The sequence below is a fragment of the Micromonospora sp. NPDC050187 genome, assembly GCF_044459745.1.
Lineage (GTDB): Bacteria > Actinomycetota > Actinomycetes > Mycobacteriales > Micromonosporaceae > Micromonospora.
Genome location: NZ_JBITJH010000001.1, coordinates 347,337 through 365,299, shown reverse-complemented (window position 1 = coordinate 365,299; position 17,963 = coordinate 347,337). Strand labels below are relative to the sequence as shown.

Genomic DNA, 17,963 nt, shown 5'->3' with positions numbered 1-17,963 from the left:
CGCCGGGAGCGGGAGTCAGTCGTCGGATCCGACCAGTCCCGCCTCGTACGCGAGGATCGCCGCCTGCACCCGGTTGCGCACCCCGAGCCGGATGAACACGCTGGACAGGTAGCCCTTGACCGTCCCCTCCACCAGGTGCAGCCGGCGGGCGATCTCGGCGTTGGACAGCCCCGCCCCCACCAGGGCGAGCACGTCGCGTTCCCGGTCGGTGAGCGCCGCCGCGCGGTCCCGGGCCGCCGGCCGGCGGGCCATCCGCGCGCCGCTCAGCTCGATCACCCGGCGGGCCACCCGGGGCGACAGGTACGCCCCGCCGTCGGCCACCGCCCGGACCCCGGCCAGCAGTTCCCGGGGATCGCCCGCCTTCAGCAGGAAGCCGGTGGCCCCGTCGCCGAGCGCCCGGGCGACGTGGTCGTCGTCGCCGAACGTGGTCAGCACGGCCACCGCCGTGCCGGGCACCAGTCGGCGGATCTCGGCGGCGGCGGCCAGCCCGTCCAGCCGGGGCATCCGGATGTCCAGCAGCGCCACCCGGGGCCGGTGCGCGCGGGCCAGTTCCACGGCGGCCCGGCCGTCGGCGGCCTCGGCGACCACCTCGATTCCCGGGTCGGTGGCGAGGATGGCCCGGACCCCGGCCCGGATCATCGCCTCGTCGTCGGCGAGCAGTACGGAGATGGTCACGGCACTCGTTCCTTCTCGACCAGCCGGTCCTGCGCGAAGCAGAGCCGGTAGGCCGGTTGGGCCAGCGGGAAGTTCCCGTCGGTGTAGTACTCGCAGCCGGTCGGCGCGTCGGCGGGGCCCTCGACCTGCCGGCGGGGCAGACCGGTCAGTTCGGAACGGAGCTGACCGGGCCGCATCCGCTCGTACGCTCCCGGCTCCAGCACCGCGTCGGCGGTGACGAACGGGTGGTAGACCAGCGCGAGCAACCCGGCCAGGGCGACCGGCGCCCCGACCGCGACGAGCAGGCTGCGGCGCACCCGCCGCCGGGCGTCGCCGAGCCGTCCCGGCAGCGCAGCTCCCCCGCCCGGGGGCGGGACCGACGCCGGTGCCGTCGCGGCGCCGCCCGGCGGCACGGTCCAATCCGGTGGCGTGCCCTGCCCGCGTGAGAGTGCGGCGGCCGGCTCCGGCGCGGCGGCCCCGTCGGGGAGCAGGGTGGGCGGCTCCGGCGCGGCGGCCCCGTCGGGGAGCACGGTGGCCGACTCCGGCGCGGTCGCCCCGCCCGGGGGTGCGGTGGCCGGCTCCGGTGCCGTGGTCGCTCCGGTGACGGCCGGGGCAGCGGGAAGGCGAGCCGCCACCACGAACCCGCCGTCGCGGGGACCGGCGTCGAGGGGACCGGCGTCGCGGGGACCGGCGTCGAGGGGACCGGCGTCGAGGGTGCCCCCGGCGAGCCGGACCCGCTCGCGCAGCGCCAGCAGCCCGGTGCCGGCCGACACCGAGGCCGGCGGCGGCACCGGCGGCGGGGCGTTGCGCACCGACACCTCGACGTCGTCACCGTCGCGGTGTACCGACACGGTGACCGGGGTGCCGGGAGCGTACCGGGCGGCGTTGGTGAGCGCCTCCCGGACCAGTCCGCGCAGCGCCACCCCGGTCAGCGCGGGCAGGTCGGCGTCGGTCGGGTCGCCGCGCAACGCGACCACCATCCCCGCCGCCCGCGCCCCGGCCACCAGCGCGGCCACGTCGTCGACGGGATCCAGCGGGGACGGTCCCGCGTCCGTACGGAGCACCCGGACGATCTCGCCGAGCCGGGCGGTGGCGGCGGTCACGCTGGCCCGCAGCTCGCCCACGGCCGCCCGGTGCCTGTCGTCGAGGTCGGCAGCCAACTCCAGGGCACCGGCCCGCAGGGCGATCAGGCTCAGGTCGTGACCGAGCGAGTCGTGCATGTCCCGGGCGATCCGGGCCCGCTCGCGCAGCCGGACCCGCTCGTCCGCGCCGCGCTGCTCCCGGCGCACCGACTCGGCGTGTTCCCAGCCGGCCAGCAGCAGCGCGTGCTGCTGACGGAGGTACCGGCCGACCAGCCACGGGAACACCCCGGCGAAGATCAGCACGGTGACGAGCAGGAACCAGGTGCGCGGCCGGGTACCGAGCAGCCCCACATTGAGCAGGGTCCCCCCGGCTGCGAGCACCGCGAAGACCACTGCGGCGGGGGCGGCCCGGGCCTCGCGCCGGCCGACCAGGTAGCTGAACACCGGCAGGGCGAAGACGAAGTTCCCGTCGACGGCCGAGCCGAGCACCACCAGCACCAGCGCCGGCAGGGGTCGCCGCCAGGCCAGCACCACCGCCGTGCCGAGCAGCAGCAGTGCGCCGACCAGCAGCAACGCGCTCTGTCCGGAGTACGGCGGGGTCAACCGGGGGTACGTGATCGGCGCGGCGAGCAGCACGCCGAGGAGCCCGTCCCCCAGCCGCCGCCGGCCACCGTCGATCCGCCGTCCGAATATCCGCACGCCCTCGGAGGCTACCCACCGGTGGGACCGGTCGACACTGCCGAAAGTGGGTGGGGTCAGATCTCCTCGGCCCAGGCGCGCCAGTCGTCGAGCACCCCGTACAGGGCCGGGGTGAGCCAGCCCGGGGCGGACCGGCGGAACACCCCCGGATCCATCGCCCCGGCCCCGGTCGGCAGCGCCCCGAGCAGCTTCGGCACCAGCTCGCCGAGGTTCGCCCAGTGCACCAGCTCCGGCTCGGCCGGCCAGGCGCCGATCACCACCCCGGCCGGCACCGCCCGGCGGTCCAGCGCCTCCAGGGTGAGCGCGGTGTGGTTCAGGGTGCCCAGCCCGGCCCGGGCCACCACCACCGCCGGCGCGCCGAGCGCCACGGCCAGGTCGGCGACGGTCCACGCCTCGCCGGAGGGGCGCAGCCCCATCGGGACGAGCAGCCCACCGGCCCCCTCGACGAGCACCAGGTCGTGCTTGTCCGCCTCCTCGCGGACCGCGTCGACGACGGTGTACAGCTCCAGCGGTTCCAGTTCCGCCACCCGGGCGGCGGTCAGCGGGGCGAGCGGATCGGGGAAGCTGGCCAGCGTCCGGCCGGTCAGCGGGGCGGCCAGCCGGGTCACGCTGTCGACGTCGGAGGGCTCACCGGTGGCCGTACCGGTCTGACCGGGCTTGACCACCGCGACCCGCAGCCCGGCGGCCTGCGCGGCGGCGGTCACGGCCGCGGTCACCACCGTCTTGCCGACCCCGGTGTCGGTGCCGGTGACCAGCACCGTCCCCTGCCACGGGGCGGTCACGCGGCCACCCCGTCCCGCAGCCCCCGCGCCCCCTCGGGCGCGCACTCCACGACGACGTCCAGCGCTCGCGCGAAGTCGCCCCGGGGCACCCCCGCGTTGAGGGTCAGCCGCAGCCGGGACCGGGGATCGGGGGTGGAGGGCGGACGGAAGCAACCGACCGCCACCCCCCGGTCCCGGCACGCCTCGGCCCAGCCCGTGGCGGCCTCCGCGCCCGGTGCGGTCACCGACACCACCCCGGCGGTGGGCGTGGAGACGGTCAGGCCGGCGGCACGCAGCCGGCGTACCGTCAGGGCGGCCCGGTCGGCGAGTTCGGCGCGCAGGTCGTCCCGGGAGCGGGCCAGGCCGACGGCGGCCCGCACCCCGGCGGCCACCGCCGGCGGGAGCGCGGTGTCGAAGATGAAGGTCCGGCCGGTCTCCACCAGGTGCCGGACGAACGGGGCGGGACCGGCCACCACCCCACCCACACCACCGAGGGACTTCGAGAGGGTCGCGGTCACCACCACGTCCGGCGCTCCGGCGAGCCCGGCGGCGACCACTGCGCCGGCACCGGCCGGTCCGGTCACCCCGAGCGCGTGCGCGTCGTCGACGAGCAGCAGCGCGCCGAACCGGCGGGCCACCTCGTGCAGCCGGGCGAGCGGGGCGAGGTCCCCGTCGACGGAGAAGACCGACTCGGTGACCACCACCGCCGGCCGGCCGGGGGCGGCGGCGAGCGCGGCCTGCACGGCGGCCACGTCGGCATGCGGGGTGACCACGGTCTCCGCCCCGGAGATGCGGCAACCGTCGATCAGGGAGGCGTGGTTGTGCGCGTCCGAGACGAGCAGGGTACGGGGCTGCACGAGGGCCCGCAGCGCGCCGAGGTTCGCCAGGTAGCCGGAGGAGAAGACCAGCGCCCGTTCCGCGCCGAGCCAGTCGGCGAGGGCGTCCTCCAGGTCGTGGTGCACGTCGGTGGAGCCGCGCACCAGCCGGGAGCCGGTCGCGCCGAGCCCGTACGCCCGCAGGGCGGCCGCTGCGGCGGCGGTGACCTCGGGGTGGGTGGCGAGCCCGAGGTAGTCGTTGCCGGCCAGGTCGACCACGGTGTCGTCCGCGCCCCGGGGTCGCAGACGCCGGGTCAGCCCGGCCTTCGCCCGCAGCTCGGCACGGCGTTCGAGCGCCGCCAGCCAATCCGCCACCGTCACTCCCCTGCTCGCCGCCCGACCTCGCCGCCGCGCCCGGCGACCCTTCCGCCGGGCGAAGTTACCATCCGGACCCGAGTCACCGGCGTGGCGCGGCTCGGCCCCCGCCGGAGCGCCTCCCGGGGCCCCGCCGGGGGCGGCTCGGGGGCGGCTGGAGCCGGGAGAAGCAGGCACACGTCCCGCCCTCGCGGCCTTGTAGGGTACGAGCCATGCCAGAGATCCTCGACCAGGCTCGGACCCAGGTGCTGGAGAACGGCGTCGGCCTCGACGAGGCCGGTGTCCTCGCCGTGCTGAACCTGCCCGACGAGCACCTGACCGCAGCGCTCCAGCTCGCCCACGAGGTGCGGATGCGCTGGTGCGGCCCGGAGGTCGAGGTGGAGGGCATCGTCTCGCTCAAGACCGGCGGCTGCCCGGAGGACTGCCACTTCTGCTCCCAGTCCGGTCTCTTCGCCTCGCCGGTCCGCTCGGTCTGGCTGGACATCCCGTCGCTGGTCGAGGCGGCGAAGCAGACCGCGGCCACCGGGGCGACCGAGTTCTGCATCGTCGCCGCCGTACGCGGCCCGGACGCGAAGCTGATGAAGCAGATGCGCGAGGGTGTGGCCGCGATCCGGGCGGCCGTCGACATCCAGGTCGCCGCGTCGCTGGGCATGCTCACCCAGGAACAGGTCGACGAGCTGGTCGACATGGGTGTGCACCGGTACAACCACAATCTGGAGACCTGCCGCTCCTACTTCCCGAACGTGGTCACCACGCACTCCTGGGAGGAGCGCTGGGAGACCCTGCGGATGGTCCGCGAGTCCGGCATGGAGGTCTGCTGCGGCGGCATCCTCGGCCTCGGCGAGACCGTCGAGCAGCGGGCCGAGTTCGCCGCGCAGCTCGCCGAACTGGACCCGCACGAGGTCCCGCTGAACTTCCTCAACCCCCGCCCCGGCACGCCACTGGGCGACCGACCGGTGGTCGAGGGCAAGGACGCGCTGCGGGCCATCGCCGCGTTCCGGCTGGCCATGCCGCGCACCATCCTCCGGTACGCCGGCGGACGTGAACTCACCCTCGGCGACCTGGGCACCCGGGACGGTCTGCTCGGCGGCATCAACGCGGTGATCGTCGGCAACTACCTGACCACCCTGGGACGTCCGGCGACCGACGACCTGAAGCTGCTCGAGGACCTGAAGATGCCGGTCAAGGCGCTCTCCGCGACGCTGTGACGGCGGACGGAGCGGTGTCCGTGGACAACGGCACGACGCCGGACAGCGTGTGGTGCGACCGGTGCGGTGAGCCGGTCGGGGCGGGGGCGCACGAGGCGTGCCGGACCGCCCGGACGCTCGAGCCGCCCCGATACTGCCCCTCCTGCCGGCGCCGGATGAAGGTGCAGGTGCTGCCGACCGGCTGGCGGGCGACCTGCGTCGAACACGGCGCCATCGGGAATGGAACCGGATAACCGGCAGACCCGCCCTCTCCCACCGCTTCTCCCCATACCACCCACCGCCCCCGTCATCCCTCACCCGCGCCACCCACTCCACCCGCCACCGCCTGCCGCTCGCGGATCGCCGCCGCGCCCGCTCGCCACCACGCCACTCGCCGCCGCTCGCCACCGCGCCACTCGCCGCCGCGAATCTTGGACAGTTACCGTCCGATGAGGACGGTAACTGTCCAAGATCTGGCGGCGTGGTCGGTGGGAACCGGGCCAGACTCGGTGGGATGTTTGCCGACCTTCCCCGCGAAGATGCCGCGACGCTGGACTGGCTGGCGTTCGAGCAGTCCGGAATCCTCACCACCGCGCAGGCGACCGGTCTGCTGGCCGAGGGCCTGGTCCGCAGCCGGATCCGCACCGGACGCTGGCGGTCGATCTGTCGGGGCGTCCTGCTGACCGGCAACGGTCGGCTGACCCGGGACCAGCAGCTCTGGGTGGCGGTGCTGGTCGCCGGGGCGGGTGCCGTGCTGGCCGGGACCACTGCGGCCACCGAGGCGGGCGTCCGCGGGCTGCCCCGGGAACCACTGCATGTGCTGGTCCCGGCCGAACGACGCGCGGCCCGGACGGTGCTGCGCCGGCTGCCGATCGACATGGCGGCCGTACGCGTGCACCGCACCTCCGTGCTCCCGGCGGAGCACCTCCAGGTCGGCCGGCCGCCCCGCACCACCACCGCCCGGGCCCTGGTGGACGCGGCCGGCTGGGCACGCGACGAGGCCCAGGCGCAGGAGGTGCTGGCCGCCGGTTGCCAGCAGCGCCGGGTGCTGCCCGAGGAGCTGAGGAGTGTGGTGACCGTCCTGCCCCGGACTCCCCGTCGGCAGCTCATCCGGCAGACGATCGAGGACGTGGCCGGTGGCGCAGAAGCGCTCTCGGAGATCGACTTCGTCCGTCTCTGCCGTCGGTACGGGCTGCCCCGGCCGGATCTCCAGCAACGGCGCACCGACCCGGCGGGGCGGACCCGGTGGCTGGACGCGTACTGGCAGGCGTACCGGCTGCACGTGGAGATCGACGGCGCGCACCACATGGACGTACGCCAGTGGGCGGCCGACATGCGACGGCAGAACGACGTCTGGACGGCGGGTGACCGGATCCTGCGCTTCCCCGCCTGGCTGGTCCGCACCCGCCCGGCGGAGGTCGCCGCCGACCTCCGCCGGGCCCTGACCGCCGCCGGCTGGCGCCCCGCCGCGTAGGCCGTCGACGGACCCTCGGCCGGCTTCCACCCCACCGCCCGACGACCGCCGACGGACGCCGCCGCGCGGGCCGTCGACGGACCCTCCGCCGGGCTTCCGCCCCGCCGCGTGACGACCGCCGCTGCGGATCTTGGACAGTTACCGTCTACATGCGACGGTAACTGTCCAAGGTCTCCTCGGGATGGTCAGGCGACTGTGCAGGGTGAGCCGTTGAGGGTGAAGGCGGTCGGCTTCGGGTTGCTGCCGCTGTGGGTGCCGTTGAAGCCGAAGCTGGTCGACGCCCCCGGCGCGAGCGTGCCGTTGTACGCCAGGTTCGTCGCGGTCACCGCCGCCCCGGACTGCGTGACGTTCGCCGACCATGCCTGGGTGAGCTGCTGCCCGGCCGGGAAGCTGAAGCCGAGGCTCCACCCGGTCAGTGTGCTGGTGCCCGTGTTGGTGAGGGTCACCGTGGCGGTGAAACCGGTGCTCCAGTCAATGGTGGTGTAGCCGACCGTGCAGGGCGCGGTCGGCTGCGCCGGCGCGGTGGTGACCGTCAGAGTGGGCGACGGGGCCGACGGGTTGCCGGCGGCGTCCACCGCGACCACGTAGAACACGTACGCGGTCGCCGGGGTCAGCCCGGTCACCGGGTACGTGGTGCCGGGAACGGTCGCCACCAGGGTGTCCACCGGCCAGTCCTTGCGGTAGACCCGGTATCCGGTGACCCCGACGTTGTCGGTGGACGGCCCCCAGGCCAGGGTGAGCCCGGTCGGGCCGACCGCCGAGGCGGTGGGGGTGCCGGGCGGGGTGGGCGCGCTGGTGTCCGGGCCGCCGCCGGCCGGGGTGGTCACCGGCAGAACCGGGGAGGACGCCGACGAGTTGCCCGCGTTGTCCCGGGCCCGTACCCAGAACCGGTAGTTGCGGGCCGGCTGGAGCGAGGTGAGGGTCAGCGTGTTGGTACTGGTCCGGTGCAGGACCAGCGCGTCGCTGCCGACGGTCTCCTGGGTGACCTCGTAACCGGCCACGCCGCTGCCGGCGTCAGTGGAGGCGGGCCAGGTCAGGGTGACTCCGGTGGCCGTGAGCCCGGACGCGACCGGGGTGCCGGGCACGGTGGGCGGGGTGGTGTCCGGGGTCGTGCCGGAGGGCTCCTCGCCCCAGACCCGCCGGCCGCCGGAGTAGAGCGGCACCTTCGGGTTCGGCCCGGCGGCGGGCTGCCAGGACGGGTCGTTGGTCGGGTCCCAGGTGCCTCCCTCCGGCACCCCGATCTTGAACTGCACCTCCATCCGGTGCTGCGACTGCCCGGCCGGGGCGATGGTGTGCCCGGTGCAGTCGACCTCGACGTACCAGAGGTCGCCCTCGATCTGGCGGGCGGTCGACGGCGAGGGGCAGCCCTGGGTGTAGCCGGGGGTGACCTGCACCGGGGAGGTGCCCTCGGTGCGGAAGTAGTACCGGTACCTCGCGTCGGTGAGCGCGCGGGCCGGGAACGCGGACTTGTTGTAGACCATCACCTTCAGGCCGACCGAGCGGGGTTCGTTCTGCATGACCGTGGTCTCCACGCTCAGCTCGGCCAGGTCCGGCTGCTCGGCGACCGGGAAGCCGGCCAGCGGCGTGCCGCCGTACTTCGCGGTCAGGGCTGCCAGCGCGGAGCTGAAGCCGGCGTTGTAGTCGGTGGCGACCTCGTTCATCACGTAGTCCGAGCGGCTGTCGGTGTACGCGTCGTTGGCCGCGGACGGGCCGCCGACCAACGCGCCGTACAGCACGTGCCGGGTCTCGGTGGGTACGGTCTGGCTGTCCCACCAGGAGCCGTGCGCGGTGCGGTGGTGCGGGTTGCGCGGCGAGTTCGCCCCGAAGCCGATCTGGTAGCTCGACCTGCGCGGGTTGTCGCCGAGCGCGTAGTTGATCTGCCGGACCCCGAAGTCGTGGTAGCGCGCCTTGCGGGTCGCGTCGGTGATCTTGTCGCTGTGCAGCAGCGCGACGAACGCGGTGTTCGCGGCGTAGCGCAGCGCGCCCCAGGAGTCGAGCACCGCCATCCCGCCGGGCGAGTAGGGCACCCGCTGGCCGTTGACGCCGACGGTCCAGTAGTCGAGCCACCGGTTGGCGTCGTCGAGGTACTTCTGCTTGCCGGTCAGCGCGGCGAGCAGCACGTACGCGCCGAACTGCTTGTTGTCCCAGGCGATCGTCCACTTGTAGGACTTGGTGGTGGACTGGTTCTCGGTGCCGAGTTTGTCGTACTCGGCCTCCGCCTTGGCCAGGTAGCTCGCCTCGCCGGTGGCCCGGTGCAGCCAGATCGCACCCCAGACCAGTTCGTCCTGGTACCCGCTCCAGGAGCGGTAGAAGCTGGTCGCGTCGGTGATGCACTCGTGGTAGCTCTTCCGCACGGTGTCGGCGAAGGTGTAGAGCTGCCGGGCGTGGGTGAGCAGGGTGTTCGCGTAGGCCGGGTCGGTGGGGCGGAACACCATCGACGAGGCGGCCATCGCCGCCGCCGTCTCCCCGGCGAGGTCCGCGCCACCACAGCTCGCGTCGATCTTGTACGCCGGCCGCGCCATCGGCATCACCTCGGCCGGGCCCCACCACTTGTGGTCGTCGTCGCCCTTGCCGACCTGTCCGTAGAGGACGTTCGGGGCGGGGTGCGCCTTGATGAAGTAGTCGTTGACGAAGCGCAGGTTGTTGAGCAGGTGCGGCAGTTGGCCGGAGGTGGCGTAGCCGGTGCGGTACTCGACCGCGCCCCAGGCGAGCATGGTCGTGCTGAACGCCATCGGGAAGCCGAACTTCACGTGGTCGCCGGCGTCGTACCAGCCGCCGGTCAGGTCGAGGCCGACGTCCGCGCCGTCGCGCAGCGCGGAGTCGCCCCGCCAGGAGACCCGGTTCCAGTCGGGCAGGTCGCCGGACTGCTGGGCCTCGTAGAAGAAGAGCGACTTCTGCAACGCCTCGGCGTAGTTGAAGGCGGGTGCCGCCGTGGCGGCGGTCGGCGCGATGCCGGTGACGGCGAGGGCGAGTCCGGTGGTCAGCGCGGCACCGGCCGCGACGAGACGCCGGTACCAGGGCGGTTCGGACCGACCGCGGACGGTGCGGAGACGCATACCGGTACTCCTGTCCGGTAGGGCGCCCGGCGACGTCGGCGGAACGGCGGGTGGTGGTGCGACGCCGCCGGGCGGTGGGTGGTGAGGGATCCGGAAGCGTCCTCCGACGGTTACGTGGAAGCGCTCCCATGGATACGCGACAATGTAACGGTCGTCTCACCTGTTTGTGAAGAGCGCCGGGCCGCCGACCACCTTCCGGAACTCCGCCGACCCGATCACCAGCCCAAACCCGCGTCCCGGCGGACGGACCCTGCCCCGCGCTGCCAGGAAAGCCCTTTCCCGTCAAGCCGGACTGAATCACATCATCGATCCACAACGATGTAGTGTCTCCGTAATCGCAGCTCAGCGCGGAGAACTGCGGGACAACGAGCCGGATTCCCCGGCTCGCCACGGTGGACGGCCGTCCTGGCATACGAACGTACTGTTGCCGCCGGTGATCCGGGCACGGGACAGTACCGCCAAGCGGTGCCGTCGATGCCGCCGCTCCACTGGAAGAACCTGAGGAGATCGCGATGGCTCTACGACTCGCCGACGGCACCGCCTGGTCCGAGACCCTGGCCCGGGCCGTCCAGACCGCCCCCGAGGCGTTCGACCCCGCCGGCCCCGACGGCACCACCACGCTGCGCAACCTGATCGAGGGCGACTGGGCCTCGGCGGGCACGCCCAGCCCGGTGCGCACCCCGGTCGACAACACGATCCTGGTGAACCTGCCCCGGCTGGACGCCGCCACGGCCCGCGCCGCCGTGGTCTCCGCCGCCGCCGCGCACCGCGACTGGGCCGAGACCCCCCTGGCCGAGCGGAAGGCCCGGGTGAACGAGGCGCTCGACGCGCTGAGCGCCCACCGCGATCTGCTGGCCCTGCTGCTGGTCTGGGAGATCGGCAAGCCCTGGCGGCTGGCCTGCGCCGACGTGGACCGGGCGCTGGACGGCGTCCGCTGGTACGTCGACGAGATCGACCGGATGCTCGCCGACGGGCGCGAGCCGCTCCCCGGCCCGGTCAGCAACATCGCCAGCTGGAACTACCCGATGAGCGTGCTGGTCCACGCCGAACTGGTCCAGCTCCTCGCCGGCAACGCGGTCATCGCCAAGACCCCCTCGCAGGGTGGCGCGGTCTGCCTGACCGTCGCCCACGCACTGATGCGCCGCGCCGGACTGCCCACCACCCTCGTCTCCGGCGGTGGCGAGGAACTCTCCGAGGTGCTCGTCCGCGCCCCGGAGATCGGTGCGGTGGCCTTCGTCGGCGGGCGCTCCAACGGCGGGAAGGTCGCCGCCGCGCTGCTCGACTCGGACAAGCGTCACTTCATCGAGCAGGAGGGCCTGAACGCCTGGGGCATCTGGAACTTCTCGCAGTGGGACATGCTCGCCAAGCACCTCAAGAAGGGCTTCGAGTACGGCAAGCAGCGCTGCACCGCGTACCCCCGGTTCGTCGTGCAGCGGGACCTGGTCGACGAGTTCCTCGACATGTACCTGCCGGTGGTCCGCTCGGTACGCTTCGGCCACCCGCTCGCCGTCGGCGACGACTGGTCCGCCGGTGACCCCCTGCCCGAGCTGGACTTCGGCCCGCTGATCAGCGGCGCCAAGGCCGACGAGCTGCGCCGCAAGGTCGACGAGGCGGTCCGGGGCGGGGCGGTCCCGCTCTACCGGGGCAGGCTCGACGGCGCGCCGTTCCTGGCCGGTCAGGACACCTCGGCGTACGTGGCCCCGTCGGTGCTGCTCGCCCCGCCCGGCCGGTCCCGGCTGATGCACGCCGAGCCGTTCGGCCCGGTCGACACGATCGTGGTCGTGGACACCACCGACGAACTGCTCGCCGCGATGAACGCCTCCAACGGTGCGCTGGTCGCCAGCCTCGCCTGCGACGACGAGGAGGAGGCGGCGAAGCTGGCGGTGGACCTCCAGGCGTTCAAGGTCGGCATCAACAAGCCGCGCTCCCGGGGTGACCGGGACGAACCCTTCGGCGGCCGGGGCGCCTCCTGGAAGGGCGCGTTCGTCGGCGGTGACCTGCTGGTGCAGGCGGTCACGGTCGGCGGCGACGGCCGCCTCTACGGCAACTTCCCCGACTACAACAGCTACCCGGCGACCTGACGGTCGGCACGCGGGGTCCGGTCGCCCGGCGGCCGGACCCCACCGGCGGTACGGTCACCCCATGGCCGCCATCGACCAGATCTCTCTCGGGGTGTCCGACTGCGAACGGGCGGGCCGGTTCTGGGCCGCCGCGCTGGGCTACGTACGCCGGCCACCGCGCTACCCGGGCGACGAGTGGATCGTGCTGGAGCCGCCTCCCGGCGCATCCGGCGTGCCGATCGCGATGGATCTCAGCGAGAGTCCGGTCGCCGAGTTCCCCCGCATCCACCTGGACCTCATCGCCGGGGACCGTGACCTCGACGACGAGGTGGAGCGGCTCGTCGGGTGCGGCGCCCAACGGGTCGACTGGCCGCACTACCCGGCGGAACTCGAACCGGGCGCCGCACCGTACGTCGTGCTCGCCGACACCGAGGGCAACCGCTTCTGCGTCTCCGGCCAGGTGCCCCAGCGCGGGGAGCCGGCGGGACGCTGACCTGCCGCACCCCGCCCGGTCAGGTGCGCGCCGGGCTGGGCCGGGGGTCGAGCGGCAGGGTGACCGTCACCATCGGGCCGTCCCGGTCCAGCCGCATCGGCCGGCCGAGCCGGTGCAGGGTCCGCAGCATCGGCGTGTTGCCGGTGTGCACGTGCAGCTCCAGCGCCGCGTACCCGGCCCGGTCGGCCCGGGCGACCAGCCGGCGCAGCAGCGCCCCGCCGAGGCCACGGCGCTGCCGGTCGTCGGCGACCAGCAGCGCCGCCTCGGCCTGGTCCCCCTCGCCGAGCAGGTTCGCCATCGCGACCACCGACTCGGCCGAACCGGCCGGGTCGGTCTCGACGGCGACCAGGGTGGTGCCCCACGCCGGGTCGAGCAGCCGCCGCACCCGCTCCGGCGACGGTCGACCCGCGCCGCTGAGGTAACGGCGGTGCAGGCTCCGCGCCGAGCACCGTTCGTGCAACGCCAGGACGGCGGGGAGGTCGTCCGGACCGGCCGGGCGTACCACCATCTCGGAGCCGTCGAGCAGCACCAGCGTGACCTGCTCGGCGGCGCGCCGGACGACGGTGGTGGCCAGCTCGACGAGCGCCTGCGCGCGGGCGTACTCGGCCGGGGTGAAGTCCGGCGCGACGCGGGCCAGGTCGAAGGACCCACCGGCCCCGTCGCCGAGGCGCATCCGGGTGCCGTCGACGCCGGCCGTCGGAGCACCGGCCGCGACGACGGGCAGCGGCCGCCAGGTCACCGTCTCCGCGCCGAGCAGGGCACGCAACGCCTCGCCGGTGGCGTCCGGGTCGCGGACCAGCCGGGTGGCCAGCCCGAGCACCCGGGTGGGCTGGTCGACCAGGCCGCGGGCCTCGCTGCGGGCCACCCAGCAGTTGCGGCCCCGCCCCTTCTCGACGGCGGCGAGCAGGTCGGCCTCGCCGAGGGTCTCCGGCGCGTCGACAAGGAAGTCGTCCACTGCGCCGGCCTCGGTGGTGTGCACCTGCACGGCGAGAATGTTCACCCCGCGCAGCGCAAGGCTGGCGGTGAGCACCGACAGGTAGCCGGGCCGGTCGTCCACGGTGGCCCGGATCCGCCACAGGGTCACGGCCGCCCCCCGGATGCCGGGGACGCCGGGGCGCCCACCAGGTCGAGCCGGTCGCCGAGGATCACCGCGCTGGCCCGCACCAACTGGGCCAGCCGGTCCACCTCGGTGCGGTGGAAGGCGGCCGGGGAGAACATCTCCGTCGCACCGCGGGTCACCACGAGCACCAGCCCGGCCCGGCCGAACGGCGCGACCGCGTGGTGGGCGCCGTCGGGCGCGGTCAGCGCGCGGGAGCGCAGCGGCGTCACCTCCGGCAGGGCCGGTCCGGTCGGGGTACGCCAACTCGCGTACCCGACGGTGGCCGCGCCACCGCCGGAGGAGGCCCAGTCGACGGGGACCACCGCGGCCACCGCCCAGTCCGCCGCGATCAGGCCGGGCACCGCGTCGACCAGGGTGGCCAACCCGTCGGCCGGGTTCGCCGCCACCTGGGTGAGCAGTTCGGCGTCCTGCCCGGTGGCGGTCGGCGCGCCGATCGCCCGCCACACCCCGTCCACCTGCACACCGGGAATCGCGGCGAGGCCGGCCATCAGCCGCTCCAGCCGACCGGCCCCCGGCCAGACCACGGTGAAGTCGTCGACCGCGCGGCCACCGAGCCGTTCCAGCACCACCACCTGGACGATGTCCGCGCCGGAGACCCCCAGGGTGCGGGCCACCTGGCCGAGCGTGCCGGGCCGGTCCGGCAGGGTCACCCGAACTCTCAGCAGCATGTCTGTCCCCCATCGCTCGGCGGCCGGTACGCGTTCCCGGCAGGCGGGCCGGTACACGTCCGGCAGGCTGGTCCCAGCGTGTCCGACGGGCGTTTCGCCCCTGTTGCCGCCTGGTGTCCCCGGCGAAAAACACGTCTTGACACGATGAGCTGAGGTGCCATCAACTATTCGGATGACCGATCCGGCCGTCGACGCGGTCCGGCCGGGGACAGGCTCGGCCTCCCCCGCCGGGACGCCCCCGCGCGGGCTCGACCTCGACCGGCTCGCCGCCCACCTGGCCACCCACCGGCCCGACCTGGCCGACGGCCCGTTGCACGCCCGGCTGATCGCCGGTGGGAAGTCCAACCTGACCTACCTGCTGGCCGTCGGCGACCGGGAGGTCGTGCTGCGCCGGCCCCCGCTCGGCCACGTGCTGGCCACCGCGCACGACATGGCCCGGGAGCACCGGGTGCTCAGCGCGCTCGCCCCGACCGGGGTGCCGGTGCCGACCCCGCTGCTGCTCTGCACCGACCCGGCGGTGATCGGCGCACCGTTCTACCTGATGGAACGCGTCGACGGGGTGGTCTACCGCAGCCGCACCCAGACCGACCGGCTCACCGCCGGGCAGCGGCGGGAGCTGGCCGCCGCGATGATGGACACCCTCGCCACCCTGCACTCGGTGCCGCCGGCCGAGGTGGGGCTCGCCGACTTCGGCCGTCCGGACGGCTACCTCGCCCGCCAGGTCCGCCGCTGGGCCGGCCAGCTCGAGAAGTCCCGCAGCCGGCCGCTGCCCGGCATCGACGAGCTGCGCGACCGGCTCGCCGCGACCGTTCCGGAGGGGGCGAACGACGGCCGGATCGTGCACGGCGACTACCGGCTGGACAACCTCCTCGCCGTCGTCGACCCGGTCGCCGTCCGCGCGGTCCTCGACTGGGAGATGGCCACCCTCGGTGACCCGCTGGCCGACCTGGGCCTGCTGCTGACCTACTGGGACGTGCTCGGCGACTCCGGCCTCGCCGCCGGCAACCCGGTGGCCGACGGGCTCGGCCCCCGCGCCGGCTTCCCCACCGGCGCCGAGCTGATCGAGCGGTACGCCGGCCGGGCCGACGTGGACGTGGGCCCGCTGCACTGGCACGTGGCCCTGGGCTGCTTCAAGCTCGCCGTGATCTGCGAGGGGATCCACTACCGGCACACCCTCGGGCAGACCGTCGGCGCAGGGTTCGACCGGATCGGCGAGCTGGTGGCCCCGCTGGTCGCGCACGGGCTGGCCGCCACCGGCGGCCACCGCTGACCGGCACGCCGCAGGGGGACCGACCGGCACCGCCGGAATTGACACGAGGGCGGCCGTGCGCCGCTCGGGGAGGGACACATGGACTTCGGTTTCGACGCCCGGACCACCGAGCTGCACGACGTGTTGCTGCGCTTCCTGGAGGAGAAGGTCTACCCGGCCGAGGCGGTGCACGCGGAGCAGGTCGCGGCGGCCGGCGACCCGTGGGCGCGCCCACCGGTGCTGGCCGAGCTGAAGGCCGAGGCGCGGGCCCGGGGCCTGTGGAACCTTTTCCTCCCCGACCCCCGTCACGGGGCCGGCCTGACCAACCTCCAGTACGCCCCACTTGCCGAGCTGACCGGCCGCAGCCCGCACCTCGCTCCCGAGGCGCTCAACTGCGCCGCCCCGGACACCGGCAACATGGAGTTGCTCGCCGCGTTCGGCACCGGGGAGCAGCAGGAACGCTGGCTGCGTCCACTGCTGGCCGGGGAGATCCGGTCGGCGTTCTGCATGACCGAGCCGGCGGTCGCCTCGTCCGACGCCACCAACATCGCCACCCGGATCGTCCGGGACGGCGACGAGTACGTCGTCAACGGGCGCAAGTGGTGGTCGTCCGGCGCGATGGACCCGCGCTGCGAGCTGCTGATCGTGATGGGCAAGACCGACCCGGACGGCGAGCGGTACAAGCAGCAGAGCATGATCCTGGTGCCCCGGGACACCCCCGGCGTGACGATCCGCCGGGGCATGACCGTGTTCGGCTACACCGACGCCGCGCACGGCGGACACGCCGAGATCGACTTCACCGATGTCCGGGTGCCGGCGGCGAACCTGGTCGGGGTGGAGGGCGGCGGCTTCGGCATGGCCCAGGCCCGGCTCGGACCGGGGCGCATCCACCACTGCATGCGGCTGGTGGGGATGGCCGAGCGGGCCCTGGACCTGATGTGCCGGCGGGTGGTCGACCGGGTGGCGTTCGGCCGGCCGCTGGCCGAACAGGGCGTGGTCCAGGAGTGGATCGCCGAGTCCCGGGTCCGGATCGAGCAGGCCCGGCTCCTGGTGCTCAAGACCGCCTGGCTGATGGACACCGTCGGCAACAAGGGCGCCCACACCGAGATCCAGGCCATCAAGATCGCGGCACCGGCGATGGCGGAGTGGGTGATCGACAAAGCCGTCCAGGCGCACGGCGGGGCCGGGGTCAGCCAGGACACTCCGCTGGCCGCGCTCTGGGCGCAGGCCCGCACCCTCCGCCTCGCCGACGGCCCGGACGAGGTCCACCGCGCCTCTCTCGCCCGCCGCGAACTCCGCCGCCACACCACCCCCTGACCCTGTTTCCTGCCCCACCGCCCGGACGGATCAGGGGATCAGGTTCATGATGAGCCCGTTGGGTGGGATGTCGACCGGGCGCATCCCCAGATGACGATCCCCGATGCGCTGATTCCACAGACAGGAGTCGAAAGGGGCGTTCGGTGCGAAGATGCCCCATTCTCCGGCCCAGAAGGCGCCGTCGGCGGCCTCGGCGAAGAAGTACGCCCGGGGATGGTTCGTGTCCAGGACCCACACCGACTGACCGGAGTCGATGGCCCAATAGCCACGCGTTCCCCACTGCCCCGCCGTGGCGCATCTGACCGGGTCGTAGAACGAGATACAGATCCACACCCGGGGCCCGTACTGGTTACGGAAGTGCAGTTGCACAGGTTCGTCCTTTCTCTGTCGACGCGGGTGGACGGTCGCGCACCACGACCGGGCGGGGTTCAGGAGGAGGAGGGCCGCTGCGCCGACTCGGTCAGCCCGCCGGCCGCGCGCCCCTCCTCCCCCTGCCGGTGGCGCCGCACGACCTGGGCCACCGGCGCGTCACCGAGAGCACCGACCGGGTCGGGGCGTGGCGCACCGCCGCTCGACGTGGCGTCGGCGGCCCTGGCGACGAGGACGCCACTGACACCCAGGCCGAGCAGCGCCCCGAGACGGAAGAACCAGCGCCGGCTGGTCCGGCCATCGACTGATCGATTCACGATCGTCCTTTCTCGTCCGCGCAGTCCCGGACGGCCATCGTGATTTCCCGGACGCACCTGACCAGCATTGAAGATATTCATCTATGCGAATCAAGTGCCCGCCGATTCTCCGCCCTTACGACAACCGGGAGCGAGGGTGAACGGCACCTTTGTGCGGTGGGCGCGAGACGCCGCACCGCACCGAGACGCGGGATTCGGGAGTTGTTCCCCGACGGAGACGGGAAGTGCTGGCGGGCAGACTCACCAGACCGGAGGTGATCTCCCGAA

The 17,963-nt window shown here is 74.0% G+C and carries 16 protein-coding genes; 7 read left to right on the top strand and 9 right to left on the bottom strand.

The window, feature by feature from the left end:
- Positions 1-15: 15 nt before the first annotated feature.
- The 4 genes from ACIBJE_RS01640 to ACIBJE_RS01625 are packed head-to-tail and all read right to left on the bottom strand — an operon-like array spanning position 16 to position 4,386.
- Positions 16-675 carry a response regulator gene (locus ACIBJE_RS01640; protein ID WP_396741647.1) on the bottom strand — a complete coding sequence of 220 codons (660 nt, stop codon included), beginning with the start codon at positions 673-675 and terminating at the stop codon, positions 16-18.
- A complete protein-coding gene (locus ACIBJE_RS01635; protein WP_396741645.1) occupies positions 672-2,435 on the bottom strand; it encodes a histidine kinase in 1,764 nt (587 codons plus the stop codon). The genes ACIBJE_RS01640 and ACIBJE_RS01635 overlap by 4 nt, the downstream gene beginning before the upstream one ends.
- Before the next feature lie 56 nt (positions 2,436-2,491).
- Positions 2,492-3,193, bottom strand: coding sequence for a dethiobiotin synthase (bioD, locus tag ACIBJE_RS01630; protein WP_088985202.1), 702 nt, complete (start codon positions 3,191-3,193; stop codon positions 2,492-2,494).
- A 20-nt stretch (positions 3,194-3,213) separates the two neighbouring features.
- Positions 3,214-4,386 (bottom strand): 8-amino-7-oxononanoate synthase, encoded by a 1,173-nt coding sequence (locus tag ACIBJE_RS01625; protein WP_396741643.1) that lies wholly within the window; start codon positions 4,384-4,386, stop codon positions 3,214-3,216.
- 212 nt (positions 4,387-4,598) lie between these two features.
- On the opposite strand from ACIBJE_RS01625, the gene bioB reads away from it, so the two are divergent.
- The 3 genes from bioB (at position 4,599) to ACIBJE_RS01610 (ending at position 7,047) form a co-directional block, all read left to right on the top strand.
- Complete coding sequence (bioB, locus tag ACIBJE_RS01620; RefSeq protein WP_396741641.1) at positions 4,599-5,594, top strand: biotin synthase BioB; 996 nt, start codon at positions 4,599-4,601, stop codon at positions 5,592-5,594.
- Positions 5,591-5,827, top strand: coding sequence for a hypothetical protein (locus ACIBJE_RS01615; RefSeq protein ID WP_396741640.1), 237 nt, complete (start codon positions 5,591-5,593; stop codon positions 5,825-5,827). Before bioB ends, ACIBJE_RS01615 begins: the two co-directional genes overlap by 4 nt.
- Before the next feature lie 260 nt (positions 5,828-6,087).
- Complete coding sequence (locus ACIBJE_RS01610; RefSeq protein WP_396741638.1) at positions 6,088-7,047, top strand: endonuclease domain-containing protein; 960 nt, start codon at positions 6,088-6,090, stop codon at positions 7,045-7,047.
- A gap of 185 nt (positions 7,048-7,232) precedes the next feature.
- Here the strand turns inward: ACIBJE_RS01610 and ACIBJE_RS01605 are convergent, their stop codons facing one another.
- A complete protein-coding gene (locus ACIBJE_RS01605; protein WP_396741636.1) occupies positions 7,233-10,103 on the bottom strand; it encodes a glycoside hydrolase family 9 protein in 2,871 nt (956 codons plus the stop codon).
- 512 nt (positions 10,104-10,615) lie between these two features.
- Here ACIBJE_RS01605 and ACIBJE_RS01600 point away from each other — a divergent pair.
- Both ACIBJE_RS01600 and ACIBJE_RS01595 read left to right on the top strand, forming a co-directional pair.
- Entirely contained in the window at positions 10,616-12,184 is a 1,569-nt protein-coding gene (locus ACIBJE_RS01600; protein ID WP_396741634.1) for an aldehyde dehydrogenase family protein, read from the top strand.
- Positions 12,185-12,245: 61 nt separating this feature from the next.
- Positions 12,246-12,656 (top strand): VOC family protein, encoded by a 411-nt coding sequence (locus ACIBJE_RS01595; protein WP_396741632.1) that lies wholly within the window; start codon positions 12,246-12,248, stop codon positions 12,654-12,656.
- Between the two features lie 19 nt (positions 12,657-12,675).
- Here ACIBJE_RS01595 and ACIBJE_RS01590 read toward each other — a convergent pair whose 3' ends face one another.
- Both ACIBJE_RS01590 and ACIBJE_RS01585 read right to left on the bottom strand, forming a co-directional pair.
- Positions 12,676-13,740: a GNAT family N-acetyltransferase gene (locus ACIBJE_RS01590; protein ID WP_396741630.1), complete on the bottom strand. Its 1,065-nt coding sequence runs from the start codon at positions 13,738-13,740 to the stop codon at positions 12,676-12,678.
- The gene (locus ACIBJE_RS01585) at positions 13,737-14,444 is read right to left on the bottom strand and encodes an amino acid-binding protein (RefSeq protein WP_396741628.1); all 708 of its coding nucleotides are present in this window, start codon (positions 14,442-14,444) and stop codon (positions 13,737-13,739) included. The genes ACIBJE_RS01590 and ACIBJE_RS01585 overlap by 4 nt, the downstream gene beginning before the upstream one ends.
- A gap of 172 nt (positions 14,445-14,616) precedes the next feature.
- Here ACIBJE_RS01585 and ACIBJE_RS01580 point away from each other — a divergent pair, with 172 nt between their 5' ends.
- Both ACIBJE_RS01580 and ACIBJE_RS01575 read left to right on the top strand, forming a co-directional pair.
- Positions 14,617-15,714 carry a phosphotransferase family protein gene (locus ACIBJE_RS01580; protein ID WP_396741626.1) on the top strand — a complete coding sequence of 366 codons (1,098 nt, stop codon included), beginning with the start codon at positions 14,617-14,619 and terminating at the stop codon, positions 15,712-15,714.
- A gap of 78 nt (positions 15,715-15,792) precedes the next feature.
- Positions 15,793-17,010 (top strand): acyl-CoA dehydrogenase family protein, encoded by a 1,218-nt coding sequence (locus ACIBJE_RS01575; protein ID WP_396741624.1) that lies wholly within the window; start codon positions 15,793-15,795, stop codon positions 17,008-17,010.
- 30 nt (positions 17,011-17,040) lie between these two features.
- Here ACIBJE_RS01575 and ACIBJE_RS01570 read toward each other — a convergent pair whose 3' ends face one another.
- Positions 17,041-17,379, bottom strand: coding sequence for a hypothetical protein (locus ACIBJE_RS01570; RefSeq protein ID WP_396741622.1), 339 nt, complete (start codon positions 17,377-17,379; stop codon positions 17,041-17,043).
- A gap of 59 nt (positions 17,380-17,438) precedes the next feature.
- Positions 17,439-17,696, bottom strand: a complete 258-nt coding sequence (locus ACIBJE_RS01565) for a hypothetical protein (RefSeq protein WP_396741620.1) — start codon at positions 17,694-17,696, stop codon at positions 17,439-17,441.
- Between the last annotated feature and the right edge of the window lie 267 nt (positions 17,697-17,963).

Excerpts from the sequence above, each read along its gene's own strand:
- bioB (WP_396741641.1), top strand. The coding sequence starts at position 4,599 with ATGCCAGAGATCCTCGACCAGGCTCGGACCCAGGTGCTGGAGAACGGC.
- ACIBJE_RS01610 (WP_396741638.1), top strand. The coding sequence starts at position 6,088 with ATGTTTGCCGACCTTCCCCGCGAAGATGCCGCGACGCTGGACTGGCTG.
- ACIBJE_RS01605 (WP_396741636.1), bottom strand. The coding sequence starts at position 10,103 with ATGCGTCTCCGCACCGTCCGCGGTCGGTCCGAACCGCCCTGGTACCGG.
- ACIBJE_RS01600 (WP_396741634.1), top strand. The coding sequence starts at position 10,616 with ATGGCTCTACGACTCGCCGACGGCACCGCCTGGTCCGAGACCCTGGCC.
- ACIBJE_RS01595 (WP_396741632.1), top strand. The coding sequence starts at position 12,246 with ATGGCCGCCATCGACCAGATCTCTCTCGGGGTGTCCGACTGCGAACGG.
- ACIBJE_RS01585 (WP_396741628.1), bottom strand. The coding sequence starts at position 14,444 with ATGCTGCTGAGAGTTCGGGTGACCCTGCCGGACCGGCCCGGCACGCTC.
- ACIBJE_RS01580 (WP_396741626.1), top strand. The coding sequence starts at position 14,617 with ATGACCGATCCGGCCGTCGACGCGGTCCGGCCGGGGACAGGCTCGGCC.
- ACIBJE_RS01575 (WP_396741624.1), top strand. The coding sequence starts at position 15,793 with ATGGACTTCGGTTTCGACGCCCGGACCACCGAGCTGCACGACGTGTTG.